Genomic DNA, 13,295 nt, shown 5'->3' on the forward strand with positions numbered 1-13,295 from the left:
ATGAGCAAGAATTTAACATCACGCAGTGAAGACTATTCTAAATGGTATAATGAATTGGTTGTAAAAGCCGATTTAGCCGAAAGTTCAGGCGTGCGTGGCTGTATGGTAATCAAACCTTACGGCTATGCTATTTGGGAAAAAATGCAAGCAGAGCTCGACCGTATGTTTAAAGAAACTGGTCACACCAATGCTTATTTTCCTTTATTTGTACCCAAAAGTTATTTTGAAGCAGAGGAAAAGAATGCTGAAGGTTTTGCTAAAGAATGTGCCGTAGTAACCCACTATCGTCTTAAAGCCGACCCTAATGAAAAGGGTAAACTAATGGTAGACCCCGAAGCAAAACTCGAAGAAGAACTGATAGTTCGTCCTACCTCAGAGGCGATTATTTGGAACACCTACAAAAACTGGATACAGTCTTACCGTGATTTGCCTATACTCATCAACCAATGGGCAAATGTAGTGCGCTGGGAGATGCGTACCCGCTTGTTTTTGCGCACTGCTGAGTTTTTATGGCAGGAGGGACATACCGCTCACGCTACAAAAGAGGAAGCCATAGAAGAAGCTCAAAAGATGATGAACGCATACGCCAACTTCGTAGAGAACTTTATGGCTGTGCCTGTAATAAAAGGTGTAAAAAGTGAAAGCGAACGCTTTGCAGGGGCTGATGATACCTACTGTATAGAAGCCCTTATGCAAGACGGAAAAGCACTGCAAGCAGGAACATCACACTTCTTAGGTCAGAATTTTGCCAAAGCCTTTGACGTGAAATATGTGAGCAAAGAAGGTAAACAAGAGTACGTATGGGCGAGCTCTTGGGGTGTCTCTACTCGCTTGATGGGAGCACTCATTATGACCCACAGCGATGACAACGGATTAGTACTTCCTCCTAAATTAGCTCCTATACAAGTGGTAATCGTGCCTATCTACAAAGGAGCAGAACAATTAGAAAAAGTGCGCACACACATACAACCTTTAGTAGAAGAACTTAAAAAATGTAGTATTAGCGTAAAATTCGACGATCGCGATACCCAATCGCCAGGGTTCAAGTTTCACGAGTACGAACTCAAAGGCGTTCCCGTGCGCTTAGCCGTAGGGCAACGCGACATAGAAAATAACACCTTTGAAGTAGCCCGTCGCGATACCCTTACCAAAGAAACTGTAGCAGGCAACCAAATCGTAGCACATATCCAGCAGCTTTTGGAAGATATTCAAACTAATATATACAACAAAGCTTTGGAGTACCGCAATACCCATATTACCGAGGTAAACAGCTATGATGAGTTCAAGGAATTGCTAGAAACTAAAGGAGGTTTTCTCTCAGCCCACTGGGATGGCACTCCCGAAACAGAAGAGCGTATCAAAGAAGAAACCAAAGCAACTATACGTTGTATACCTTTGGATATCAAGGAAGAATCAGGGTCTTGCATCTACTCAGGCAAGCCTTCAAACAAGCGAGTGTTATTTGCTAAAGCTTATTAAATATTAAATAAAAACAAAATGAGTCCAGTGATTGCTGGACTCATTTTTCTTAATATAATTAGTTTCCTCATTACTTATCTCTAAGATTTAAAACTTTTAAACAAAGTTTCCATCTTTTCTCTTTCTTCTTCAGCTAAAGCTGCATCTACCAAGATTCTTCCACTGTGTTCATCAGTAATAATCTTTCTACGAGAAGCAATTTCTACTTGTACTTGTGGCGGAATAGCAAAGAAAGAACCTCCAGATGCTCCACGCTGAATTGGCACTATTGCTAAACGGTTCATCACACTACTGCGAATGCGTTGATAGGCTTTTAGCAAACGCTCTTCAATTTTAGCCGCATACTCTTCTGCTTTTTCTCTTAAAAATTCCTCCTCTTTCTCAGTTTCTGCCAAAACAGAATCAAGTTCAGCTTTTTTGTGCTTGAGGTGCGCATCACGTTGGGCTTTGCGCTCATCTACTTGTTTGATAGCCTCTTTCTTTTGGTCTACTTGCGCTTTACCTTCTTTAATGCGTTTTTCTGCCAACTGTACTTCTAACTCTTGAAATTCTATCTCTTTAGAAAGAGAAATATATTCACGATTGTTACGTACATTTTTTTGCTGGGTAGTATATTTTTTGATAAGGGCTTTTGCCTCTTCAATTTTTGCCTTCTTCTCAGCAATTCCTGCCTGCAATTCGTCTAACTCTTCTTTAAACTTTACGTGACGTTTTTTTAAACCCTCTACCTCATCTTCAAGGTCTGAAACTTCTAACGGAAGCTCACCACGAGTGTTTTGTAACTCATCAATCTTAGAATCGATAAGCTGTAAATCATACAATGCTCTTAATTTTTCTTCTACGGTTATATCCACTTTTTGTGCCATATCTATGAATAATATTTGATAGGATTTGTATCTACATTTGATATTGAGAGGGCAAAAGTAGGAATTTTTTTTGAAAGATACTCAAATAAAATAAATTTTATGTATTGTTCACTTTCAAAATGACCTATATCTGCTAATAATATTTTCCCCTCAGCCCTGAAAAAATCGTGGTATTTAAAGTCTGCACTCACAAAAACATCTGCTCCTGCTCGCTTAGCATCTTCTACTGCAAAAGCTCCACTTCCTCCCAATACAGCTACTTTTTTCACTTCTTTTCCCCTGAATGCTGAATACCTAATACAGCTTGCCTCCATTTTTTCTTTTAAATAAACAAGGAAATCTGCCTCACTCATCGGGGTTTCAAACTCCCCTATCATACCCATTCCTATATGTTGGTGCTCGTTTTCGAGTATATATATCTCATAAGCCACCTCTTCATAGGGGTGATTTTGGCGAAGTGTTTTTAGGATTTGAGATTGTAAGTGCTTGGGAAAAATAACTCCTACTTGTGTTTCATCTTCTGTGTGAAATACATTGGGTTCACCAATAGTTGGGCGCGAAGATTCATTGCCCTTATAAGTGCCTTTCCCTTCAAGATTGAAACTGCATTCCGCATAGTTGCCAATATTCCCCGCTCCTGCTTCGAAGAGTGCTTTACGTAGCTTTTCAGCATTAGCTTTTGGAACATAGGTAATAAGTTTTCTAATAACATTAGGCTGTGGAATAAGTATGGAGCGATTGTGTAATCCTAAACGGTCAGCAATAGAAGCATTCACTCCTAACAGCTGATTGTCTAAAGCCGTATGCATACTATAAATAGCTATTTGGTGTCGAATCGCTTTCATCACTACTCGTTCCACATAGGTCTTCCCTGTAAGCGATTTAAGCCCACTGAAGATAATCGGGTGGAAACTAACAATGAGATTACAATTCTTTTCAATAGCTTCTTCTACCACAGCTTCTAATGTATCTAAGGTGATGAGCACTCCTGTCACTTCGGCATTGGCATCACCTACCAATAAGCCTACATTGTCAAAACTCTCAGCATAATCAAGCGGTGCAAGAGTTTCTAGAACTTTAGTTATGTCTTTTACTTTCATTGTATTATTTTAATGTTTACATACTTTTTCACAGTTCTTTTAATAAAGATTTTCTCTAATCTTTTTCTATATCTGATTTATTGTGTTAGAGATTTAAAATCTCTCCATCATCGTAATACACTACTCTGTCTCCTATAATACGAGCAGGAGCGGTGTATCTATGAGGTTCTTCCTTACCTATTGCCATAATATGATTTACTTGCCACCCCTTGGCTTTCAAATAATCTGATACCATCGACCTATGACAACGCCACCAAACAGCCTCTGCACACATATAAGCAGTAGTTTCTTTTTCAGCTATAGTAATGAGTTGAGCAATACCTTTTTCAAAATCATAAGTCTCCATATAATCAGCATAAGCTCGGAAAGACTCGTTATGCCAACGAGTATTCTTAGAATCTTTATGTACTTTACGTCTACCACCTAATAACGTGAGATGGGTATAGGCTATCCCAATTTCGGGTAATACTACCTCTAAGTTTTCTTTATTAAATTGCGGATATTTGTTAGAGCCTGGTAACCCTCTGATATCAACTAAATGTTGTATCTCAAACGATTGTAACATCTCTATAAATTCTTCCAATGTATGTGTAGAATGTCCTATAGTATATATTCTCTTCATAATCAATTACTAACCACTATCTTACTCTTTCCATTGCCTTCCTTTTGTACCACTACTTTCACAGCAATACGCTCTACCATCTCCTGCACGTGAGAGATAACTCCCACTTTCTTCCCTTGATTTTGCAAACTCTCTAAGGCATCTAAGGCTACTGAAAGTGTCTCAGAGTCTAAAGAACCAAAACCTTCGTCTATAAAGAGGGTCTCTACGTTCATTTTAGTAGATGAAAGAGACGAAAGTGCCAAAGCTAAAGCCAAGGACACCAAAAACGATTCTCCTCCTGAAAGTGAGTATACCGAGCGTACCTCAGCTCCCATATCGTTGTCTATCACTTGCAGACTAAGAGAATTGGGAATGCGTTGCAGGGTGTAGCGCCTATTGAGGTAGCGCATCTGCACATTAGCATATTGCAAGAGCATATCCAAAGTGTATTCTTGTGCGTATTTGCGAAAGGCATTACCTGTACTACTTCCTATCAGGTCGTTGAGTAAGCTCCAGCGATGAGCGAGTTTTTCCTTTTCTTCTTTGGCTGTATGCAACTCAACTGCTGTTGCTCGCTGTTGCTCATCATTTAAAAGCCGACTCTTTTGAGTGACTACCGTATCGCGCAAGGTATCTTCTTCTGCTGTCTGTTCTGCCAACTGTTGGACGATATCTTCTTCTGTAAAGTTGAGTGGTCTTTTTTCTTTTAGTGTTTCAAGCGCTTGCTGTTTTTCATTCGCAATGGTATTGTATTGTGCAATGCGGTCATTTAAGGATTGAAGGGCTTGGCGCTCTGATTGTAGCCATTCGTGAGAACGATTCGCCCACTCTTGCATTTTCCTTCTTATATGCTCTATTTGAGCAGGCTTATAGGCTGTAAGCCATTCTTCTATTTTGTGAGTTGCTTCGGCTATATGAGCTTGCGATTGCTGTTGTTGCATCGCTAAGGTCTCTAAGGTTTTTTCGTTAGCCGTCATCTCTAATAAAATAGCGTTATATTGCTGTTGCGTTTGCTCTAAAAGAGTTGTTAATTGCTCTAACTGCTGTTGGTAACTCTCTTCTATTACTTGAACCGATTTTCCTTCTAACAATCCCGCACGTTCTTCTTTTAGCGTTTGCAATTGTGCTTGCTCTTTATCGATTGCCACTGTCAATTCGGTGAGCTCCTGACGGAGTACTTGTTGTGAGGAGGCGAGCTCGGTGCGCTCTTGGGTGAGTTCAGCAAGGCGCTTTTTGTATTTTTCGATACAAGCCGAATGCGCTTCCCAGTCGGTTTTAGCAGTGGTAATTTGGTTTTGAAATTGCACAATATCGGTTTTCCAAAGGATAATCCAAGCGTCCGAAAGTTGTAAGCTCTGTAATTGCTGACTGTATTTTTGCCGTTGTTGCTCGTAATTTTCAGCGTCTTTCGCAAGGGTATTCAGCTCATCGGTGAGTGATTTGAGTTGGTTAAGCACTTCAAAAAGACGCTCGTTTTCCGCTAAAAGATGTTCTGTTTTTGCTATCTTATCCGTGATATATTCTTCTATTTTCACAGAAGGATAGGTCGTATAATACACCGATTGCGACAAGCGTTCGCTCTCTTGTTGCCATAAATCCGTACGTTCTGTGTTTTCTGCTGTCTGACTCTCTATACGCTTTTGCAGTTCTTTGAGCTCCGTTTCTTTGGTGATAACCTCTTTGGTAAGCGTTTCTAATTGTTTTTTAGCCGTTAGAAACTCTTGTTGTACTGTATCTATCAGGTGTTCAGCCACTGCCTTATGAGCATTGGGGTGGTGTACCGAACCACATACGGGGCAGGCTTCTCCTTCCACCAAATGTTCTCTCAAAAACGCTACATCTTTGGTATTTTCTATTTGTGCCCTTTGGTAAATGCGTTCCGCTGTATCACAAGCTATTTGGGTGGCTATCTTCTCTGTTTTTAAACGTTGCAATGTTTCCAATATTTGACTTTGGGTGTTTTGCATCTCTTGTAAGAGCGCTTCTCCCTGAACCTTTGCGTCGGTATATTGCTTGATATGTTTGGCAATCTCTCTATCCGCCTGATACACTTGCAGGGCGGTGAGATAGGCCTTCTGCTGTTTGGCAAGCGTCTCCATATCAGTTGAAGGGAGTGCCTGTATAGGGTATTGTGCTTTCAGCTCATTGAGTTGTTGCGTAAGGCGTTCTTCTGCTTGGCTATGGGCGGTTAGTTTTTCATTGAGTTGTTGCTGTTCTTCCACAAGCTGTTTGAGCCACAACGCATTGCGGTACAACTGCGCTTCATCAGGGTGAGTGTTGAGCCACTGTTCTTCTTGCTGAATGTACCTCTCCCCTTTCTGTATGTGTTCAGTTACTTTTTCAAGCGACTCTTTTTTAGCTTGCAAAGCAGTCTCTTTCGCCTCTTGTTGTTGCTGTTTTTGCTCAAAAATCTGCGTTAGTTCTGCAAGTCGTACGTCCAATTCCTTTGCTTTGGCAATAACAGGTTTGGCAGTTTCATAAGCCTTTTTGGCAGTAGCCAAATCGTTTTCGGTTAGCGATTTTCGCTCGGATATCTTAGCCTTATCAGCAGTAAGCCTTTCTTTTTCAGTAGTATCTTCCTTCAAATGTTGCTGAGCGGTTGCTAATAGTTCTTTTTCCCTTTGCTCGGTGAGGATATCCCCTTTTATGGCTTGTAATTGCTCTATGATGGCAAGCTCTCCAAAACGTTCCGCTTGCGAGGTTTTCTCTTGTTCGGCTTTTTCTTTATTGGCAACAGCCTCTTGCCATTGCTGAGTGTACAACTTCTGATTGTCAAACCACTGTTGTTGTTCTTTTAAAGAAGCGAGCGATGCTTGTAAGGTTTTTAACCTCTCTTCATCGGCTGTAAGTTGCTCGGTTAAGGCACTGCGCTCTTCTTCCGTTAAAAAAACAATGTTTTCGAGCTGTTTTTCTAAAAGTTGGAGTTCGTTTTTATGTTGCTTGTTGAGTTCGTACACTTGCTTAGAAATGCGCGTATAAATCTCCGTACCTGTGAGTTTTTCTAAGATATCCGACCGCTTATCATCATTCGCTTTTAAGAACGACGTAAAGTCTCCTTGTGCCAAAATCACCGATTTGGTAAACTCGTCAAAAGTCAAGCCTACGCATTCCTTTATCTTTTCGAGCACCAATGTCTTGCGGTTCTCAGCAATCAGTTGGTTATCCGTCAGGCAAGTAAGTTGCAAAGTTTCAGGCTGAATTGCCCCCGAAAGTTTGTTATAGGCTCTGCGTACCTGCCATTCCGCTTCATAAGTCTTGCCGTCTACCGCCTGAAATACCACTTTGGCATAGCCCGAAATCGCCCCTTTGCGCAAGAGGTTCTTCACATTATTCACCTGCACCTCAGCCGAGCCGTCAGCAATAGCAACCGAGTTTTTTGTAGTTGCCAAGCGAGGGGTATCGTTATAAAGCGCAAGGCAAATAGCATCTAAAATGGTAGATTTGCCTGCCCCTGTCGCTCCTGTAATAGCAAATAACCCCACCGATTTAAGGGGTTCAGCTTCCAAATTAAGCGTAAAGGGACCTTCTATAGAAGCGATATTATGAAGAGAGACCGAAAGTATTTTCATAAGAAAAAAAACCTCCGTGAGGAGGTTTTTAAAAGTTGCTATGTTATTTTTGGAACTTAGCGTATTTGTTTTTAAACTTATCAATACGTCCGGCTGTGTCGATAAGTTTAGATTTACCAGTGTAGTAAGGGTGCGAAGTGCGAGAAATCTCTAATTTTACTAATGGATACTCAACCCCTTCTACTTCAATAGTCTCTTTTGTCTCTACGGTAGACTTTGTGATGAAGATATCGTCGTTCGACATATCTTTGAAAGCCACCAAACGGTAAGATTCTGGGTGAATTTCTTTTTTCATTGCAATGCTAATTTTATTACGTAATTTTTTCAGGGCGCAAAGGTACAACTATTTTTCGAATTGACAAACTAAATAATTAAAATCTAAAACCTTAAAATATAATTCACTGATTATTAAATGCTCCAACAGCCTTTGTATAACAATCCCCTAAGATTCATCAAAGTCTCAATTGTCGCTTTTGTATTGCATCTCCCCCTTTGAGGATAGCCAGCGAGAAGTTTCCGTCATACTCCCCCCTAGTGCCTATGGCCTATGGCCTAGCACCTCTTCCTCTTTCTTTCGCCTCGAAACCCCGTTTTTAACATTTTTAGCGTTGTTGTATTATATTATGAATCAACTTTTTATATACCCTTTCTATACCAATCGTCCAAGATTCGTATAAGCTTCCTATAAGCTCTCTATAAGCTAACCCCACCCTCCTTACACCCTTTTTTCACTAAAATCCCTCTCGACCCACTTCCGAACTATTCCGTTTCCTTCCGAAATCTCCTAATAGTTCCAACACATCGCTTTTGCGGTACACACTTTGCCAAAGTTTGAAACTTTGGCAAAGTTGAATAAACTGACAAACCCTCCGCTGGCGCGTTTCTTGTAGCTCGCACCCCATTTTCTAATTTTCTAATTTCCTCATTTTCTAATTTCCTAATTCTCTCATTTTCTAATTTTATAAATTATTTTGTATCTTTGCATCGTTTTGGCGCAGTATTTGATTAACAGCTATGAATTAAAAGTTAATAATAAAAGCCTTTGCGACTTTTAACTCTTAACTCTTATCTTTTAACTAATTATGATTCATATCGACGAAAAAATATATCTTTGGCTCATAGCGGTACTCATCCCGCTATTCATCATCTTTGCCCTTTCAATGCTTCGCAAACGTCGGTTGCAAAGACAATTTGCCTCCTCCCCTGCCCTTAGGCGTTTAGCTCCTGACCGTTCGCGATTCAAACTCTGGGTGAAATGGAGTGTCTTGGCAGTAGTGCTTGTGCTACTGAGCATCGCCCTCGCTAACCCCAAGATAGGTACAAAAATTGAAACCGTAAAACGCGAAGGGGTAGATATCGTCTTTGCTATTGATGTCTCTAAAAGTATGCTTGCCGAAGATGTAGCCCCCAATCGTTTGGAAAAGGCAAAACGCATCGCTTTCGAAACCATTAGTCAGCTAAAAGGCGACCGTGTAGGTATCGTAGCTTATGCAGCTAGCGCTTATCCTCAGCTCGCTCTCACTACCGACCATTCTGCCGCTAAGATGTTTCTACAAGGTATGAACACCGATATGCTTTCCTCTCAGGGAACTGCCATTCAGGAAGCAATACGTATGGCAAGCAACTATTTCGATGAGAATACTCCCACCGCGCGCTTGCTCTTTATCCTCACCGATGGCGAAGACCACGAAATGGGTGCTACCGAAATCGCTACCGAAGCACAAGAAAAAGGAGTACATATCTACACCATAGGTATCGGCACCGAAAAAGGCGCTCCTATCCCTATTAAAGACGAAGGCGAACAAACGTATAAGCGCGACCGCAATGGCGAGGTAGTAATTACCAAACTCAACCGCGAACTCTTGCAACAGATAGCCATCAATGCAGGAGGTGAATACCTCGACGGCGATAATACCCAAAAAGTAGTAAGCCAAATTAACAAGATATTAGACGGTACTGAAAAAAGTCAGTTCGATACCCAAAAGTTCGTAGATTTCAAAGACCAATTTCAGTGGTTTTTAGGCGGAGCTTTGCTCTTGCTCATCTTAGACCTCGCTATCTTTGAACGCAAAACCCAATGGGTAAAGAAATTGAATCTATTCAACGAAAAAGAAAAAGACAAATAGTGCGTCCCGAACTTTGCCAAAGTTTAAAACTTTGGCAAAGTTGAAAACAAACAATCTACTATGAAAAACGTTCTATACATAACATTATCCTTACTATCCCTCTCTGCTTTTGCACAAACCAAAGCCGAAAAAGAGGCGCAAAAAGCAATTGCCAACTCTAAAAAATATACGTACGAGGGCAACACCGCTCTCAAAGGCGATAAACCCGTACAAGCCGAAGTAGAATATCGCAAAGCAATAGCCGAAGATAAAAACAACGCTACTGCACAGTATAATCTCGGTACGATGTACTATCAACAAAAGAGTTATGACGAGGCTTTCTCCCGACTTAAAAACGCCTCAACCTCCGATAAGATAACTGAAGAAGAAAAACACAAGGCTTTCCACAATTTAGGCAATGCCTTTATGAAGAACAAAGAGTACGAAAAGGCGGTGCTCTCTTATAAAGAAGCCTTGCGTCATAATCCTAAAGATGAAGAAACCCGTTACAATTTGGCAGTAGCCAAAGAAATGCTTAAACAAAACCCACCTCCACCTCAAAACAACAAAAACAATAAAGATAAAAACAACCAACAAAACCAAAACAATCAACAGAACCAGCAAAATCAGAATAATCAAAATAATCAACAGAACCAAAATAACCAGAATAAAAACCAAGACAACAAGAATAATCAGGACAACAAAGACAATAAAGATAATAAAAAAGATCAAGGCGATAAACAGGATAAAAACAAAGACAAGGGCGACGACCAAAAAGACCCTAACCAAAACAACCAGCAGAATAAAAACCAAAGCGGACAAGGACAAGGTGAACAACGTCCCTCTTCTCTTTCGCCACAACAAATGGAGCGTATCTTGGAGGCAATGAACAACGAAGAGCGCAAAACCCAAGAGAAAATTAACGCCCAAAAAGTAAAAGGTCAACGCGCTAAAACTGAAAAAGATTGGTAGTAGTAGGGACGAATGGCTATTCGCCCTTTTAATAAGTAAAAGCTAAAATGAAATACAAGATAATATTCTTTATAACTTTCTTAATCCAAAGTCTCTATGCACAACAAGTAGAGTTCAAAGCCGAAGTGAGTAAAAATCAATTAGGGGCTAACGAACGCTTGCGCATAGAGTTCTCTATGAATAAAGACGGCGATAACTTTACTCCGCCTAACTTTCACGGTTTTACCATAGTAATGGGACCTTCGCAATCGGTTTCAAGATCGTGGATTAATGGAGTAAGTAGTTTCTCCAAAACTTATATTTACATTCTCCAACCTACTGCCAAAGGTAAGTTTACCATAGGACAAGCAAGTATAGAAATTGACGGTAGAACATATAAAACAAACCCCATAGCTATCACTGTTACCGAGGCAGTAAAAACTCCCTCAATAGACAGAAATACTAACGATATTGCACGTGAAAACCTATTCCTTCTTGCCGAAGTTTCAAAGCCCAACCCATACCTTAACGAAGCTGTAAGTGTGGTATATCGGCTTTATGTAGGAGGAGAAATATCTCTTAGTAACCTGCGTTTGTTAGATGTACCAAAATACCCTAACTTCTGGAGTCAAGATATACGTCTGCAAAATTATGAGGTAGAAAATTGCTCTTATCAAGGTCGTTCCTACCGTTGTATTGTAGTAAAAAGAATAGTGCTTTACCCTCAAAAAACAGGTGCTATCACTCTCGAACCTCTGTCTGTAGAAGCTATTATCAATGCTCCTACAGGACAACGAGACTTCTTTGGACGCCCTTTCTATGAAGAAATATCACGCAAAGTAAGCTCTGGCAGTCGTGTTTTAAACATAAAACCCTTGCCTGAGGAAGGGAAACCCGAAAACTTCTCAGGAGCAGTCGGTAACTTCTCTTTTTCCGTAAATACTACAAAACAAACACTCAAAGCTAATGAAAGTACTCAACTAAAAATAGAAGTATCAGGTAATGGCAATTTTAAACTGTTTGATTTACCTAAGCCTACTTTCCCATCATCGTTAGAAGTGTATGCTCCCGAACAAAAAGAAGACATCAACACTTCTCTTAACGGAATGAAAGGACGCTTAGAGCAAACCTATACTATCGTTCCTGAATACAAAGGGAAATATCCTATTTCAGGACTCTCTTTCTCGTATTTCAACCCTAATACTCAGAAATATGAAACTGTAAAAACCGAAGATATTTGGATAGATGTAACCGAAGGTCCTACAGCCGAAAACCAGCCTAATGACACGGCTAATAGTAATAACATTCCTTTAAAACCAGAAGGTCTTCAAACCAATGCTGACCTTCAGCCAATGCACCAACCCGTATTCTTTGGTTCTACAGCTTACTATTTATGGCTGTTCTTGCCTTTGCTTCTTATCCCTATTGTACTTATCTGGTGGCATATCAAAATGCAAAGAGCCGGAGATATCGAAGGTAATAAAGTAAGAGTAGCCAATAGATTAGCGAAGAAATATCTAGGAGAAGCTAAACGTAAATTAAGTGATAAAGGTACTTTCTACGAAGCGTTAGAACGCGCCTTGCACAATTACTTAAAAGCCAAATTAAAAATTGAAACAGCTGAAATGAGCAAAGATAAAATCACTGAACTATTGCTCAGCCGAAAAGCTACTGAAGCTACTGTAGCTCAGTTTATGGCATTACTCGCTAATTGCGAAATGGCACGCTACTCTCAGCATCACACCAATGCTTCTATGGAAAAAGATTTTAGCGAGGCAGTACAAGTAATCTCTACCCTCGACAAACAAGTGAAAAACAAGTAATAAAATGAAAAACAACATCATATCACTCTTGCTGTTGCTCTCTTTCTCTGTTTTCTCTCAAACTAACGAAAATCCTTTCGAGAAAGCAACCCAATATTACGACCAAGGAGAGTACCAAAATGCAATTGACCAATACAAATCAATTTTGAAGTCTGGTAAAGAATCATCAGCTTTGTACTATAATTTAGCAAATACTTATTACAAACTGAATCACGTGCCTGAAAGTATCTATTATTATGAGAAAGCGCTCCAGCTAAACCCCAAAAACCAACAAGCTAAAAACGGACTCCTATTGGCAAACCAAATGAAGGTAGATGCTATTACACCCCTACCTAAAACATGGTTACGCCAGCTCTCCGATGCTATTACAGGTTTGTTTAGCTTGCAAACGTGGGCAGTGCTCTCTATAATAGGAGTAATAGTATTTGTATTGAGTTTCTTTTGTTACTACTTTTTAGAACAAACTGCCCTCAAACGGCTCTTTTTCACCTTGATGTTCATATCAGTAGCAGTAGCAGTAGGCACTTATTTCATCGCCGATTTTCACAAAAGGCAAGTAGACGGTGAAAAATACGCTATCTTATTCGATAAAACGGTACGGGTATTTTCTGAAGCCAATTCTTATAGCAATGAAGTAGTGCAGCTTCACGAAGGTACTAAAGTAGAAATTATAGAAAAGAATAATGACTGGATAAAAATTCGTTTAGCTAATGGAAAAATAGGGTGGACTAAAGAAAGTGCTTTAAAAGTACTATAATTAAAAAAATATAAATATAGACAATAAAAAAGACTACTTTA

Annotated in this window: 10 protein-coding genes; 5 read left to right on the plus strand and 5 right to left on the minus strand. The window is 39.9% G+C overall.

Features of this window, described 5'->3' with window-relative positions; all coding sequences use genetic code 11:
* Positions 1 to 1,479 (plus strand): proline--tRNA ligase, encoded by a 1,479-nt coding sequence (gene proS, locus ACSQ7D_RS01740; RefSeq protein WP_437135155.1) that lies wholly within the window; start codon positions 1 to 3, stop codon positions 1,477 to 1,479.
* 80 nt (positions 1,480 to 1,559) lie between these two features.
* Here the strand turns inward: proS and ACSQ7D_RS01745 are convergent, their stop codons facing one another.
* The 5 genes from ACSQ7D_RS01745 to ACSQ7D_RS01765 form a co-directional block, all read right to left on the minus strand.
* Complete coding sequence (locus ACSQ7D_RS01745) at positions 1,560 to 2,345, minus strand: zinc ribbon domain-containing protein (RefSeq protein WP_437135156.1); 786 nt, start codon at positions 2,343 to 2,345, stop codon at positions 1,560 to 1,562.
* Positions 2,346 to 2,347: 2 nt separating this feature from the next.
* Complete coding sequence (locus tag ACSQ7D_RS01750) at positions 2,348 to 3,445, minus strand: Nif3-like dinuclear metal center hexameric protein (RefSeq protein WP_437135157.1); 1,098 nt, start codon at positions 3,443 to 3,445, stop codon at positions 2,348 to 2,350.
* Positions 3,446 to 3,530: 85 nt separating this feature from the next.
* Positions 3,531 to 4,067 carry a DUF488 domain-containing protein gene (locus ACSQ7D_RS01755; protein WP_437135158.1) on the minus strand — a complete coding sequence of 179 codons (537 nt, stop codon included), beginning with the start codon at positions 4,065 to 4,067 and terminating at the stop codon, positions 3,531 to 3,533.
* Between the two features lie 2 nt (positions 4,068 to 4,069).
* Positions 4,070 to 7,618 (minus strand): AAA family ATPase, encoded by a 3,549-nt coding sequence (locus ACSQ7D_RS01760; RefSeq protein ID WP_437135159.1) that lies wholly within the window; start codon positions 7,616 to 7,618, stop codon positions 4,070 to 4,072.
* Between the two features lie 43 nt (positions 7,619 to 7,661).
* Positions 7,662 to 7,913: a type B 50S ribosomal protein L31 gene (locus ACSQ7D_RS01765; RefSeq protein ID WP_002671135.1), complete on the minus strand. Its 252-nt coding sequence runs from the start codon at positions 7,911 to 7,913 to the stop codon at positions 7,662 to 7,664.
* A 787-nt stretch (positions 7,914 to 8,700) separates the two neighbouring features.
* Here ACSQ7D_RS01765 and ACSQ7D_RS01770 point away from each other — a divergent pair.
* Genes ACSQ7D_RS01770 through ACSQ7D_RS01785 form a run of 4 tightly spaced genes read left to right on the plus strand, consistent with a single transcriptional unit; the run spans position 8,701 to position 13,254 of the window.
* Positions 8,701 to 9,744, plus strand: a complete 1,044-nt coding sequence (locus tag ACSQ7D_RS01770; RefSeq protein ID WP_009420658.1) for a VWA domain-containing protein — start codon at positions 8,701 to 8,703, stop codon at positions 9,742 to 9,744.
* A gap of 60 nt (positions 9,745 to 9,804) precedes the next feature.
* Positions 9,805 to 10,695 carry a tetratricopeptide repeat protein gene (locus tag ACSQ7D_RS01775; RefSeq protein ID WP_015782634.1) on the plus strand — a complete coding sequence of 297 codons (891 nt, stop codon included), beginning with the start codon at positions 9,805 to 9,807 and terminating at the stop codon, positions 10,693 to 10,695.
* A gap of 47 nt (positions 10,696 to 10,742) precedes the next feature.
* Entirely contained in the window at positions 10,743 to 12,497 is a 1,755-nt protein-coding gene (locus ACSQ7D_RS01780; protein WP_437135160.1) for a BatD family protein, read from the plus strand.
* 4 nt (positions 12,498 to 12,501) lie between these two features.
* Complete coding sequence (locus tag ACSQ7D_RS01785) at positions 12,502 to 13,254, plus strand: tetratricopeptide repeat protein (RefSeq protein WP_437135161.1); 753 nt, start codon at positions 12,502 to 12,504, stop codon at positions 13,252 to 13,254.
* Positions 13,255 to 13,295 lie beyond the last annotated feature (41 nt).

Source organism: Capnocytophaga sp. G1920 (assembly GCF_051417515.1).

What these genes read in the sequence shown, in the direction of transcription:
- proS (WP_437135155.1), top strand. Translation starts at nt 1, where the DNA reads ATGAGCAAGAATTTAACATCACGCAGTGAAGACTATTCTAAATGGTAT.
- ACSQ7D_RS01745 (WP_437135156.1), bottom strand. Translation starts at nt 2,345, where the DNA reads ATGGCACAAAAAGTGGATATAACCGTAGAAGAAAAATTAAGAGCATTG.
- ACSQ7D_RS01750 (WP_437135157.1), bottom strand. Translation starts at nt 3,445, where the DNA reads ATGAAAGTAAAAGACATAACTAAAGTTCTAGAAACTCTTGCACCGCTT.
- ACSQ7D_RS01755 (WP_437135158.1), bottom strand. Translation starts at nt 4,067, where the DNA reads ATGAAGAGAATATATACTATAGGACATTCTACACATACATTGGAAGAA.
- ACSQ7D_RS01760 (WP_437135159.1), bottom strand. Translation starts at nt 7,618, where the DNA reads ATGAAAATACTTTCGGTCTCTCTTCATAATATCGCTTCTATAGAAGGT.
- ACSQ7D_RS01765 (WP_002671135.1), bottom strand. Translation starts at nt 7,913, where the DNA reads ATGAAAAAAGAAATTCACCCAGAATCTTACCGTTTGGTGGCTTTCAAA.
- ACSQ7D_RS01770 (WP_009420658.1), top strand. Translation starts at nt 8,701, where the DNA reads ATGATTCATATCGACGAAAAAATATATCTTTGGCTCATAGCGGTACTC.
- ACSQ7D_RS01775 (WP_015782634.1), top strand. Translation starts at nt 9,805, where the DNA reads ATGAAAAACGTTCTATACATAACATTATCCTTACTATCCCTCTCTGCT.
- ACSQ7D_RS01780 (WP_437135160.1), top strand. Translation starts at nt 10,743, where the DNA reads ATGAAATACAAGATAATATTCTTTATAACTTTCTTAATCCAAAGTCTC.
- ACSQ7D_RS01785 (WP_437135161.1), top strand. Translation starts at nt 12,502, where the DNA reads ATGAAAAACAACATCATATCACTCTTGCTGTTGCTCTCTTTCTCTGTT.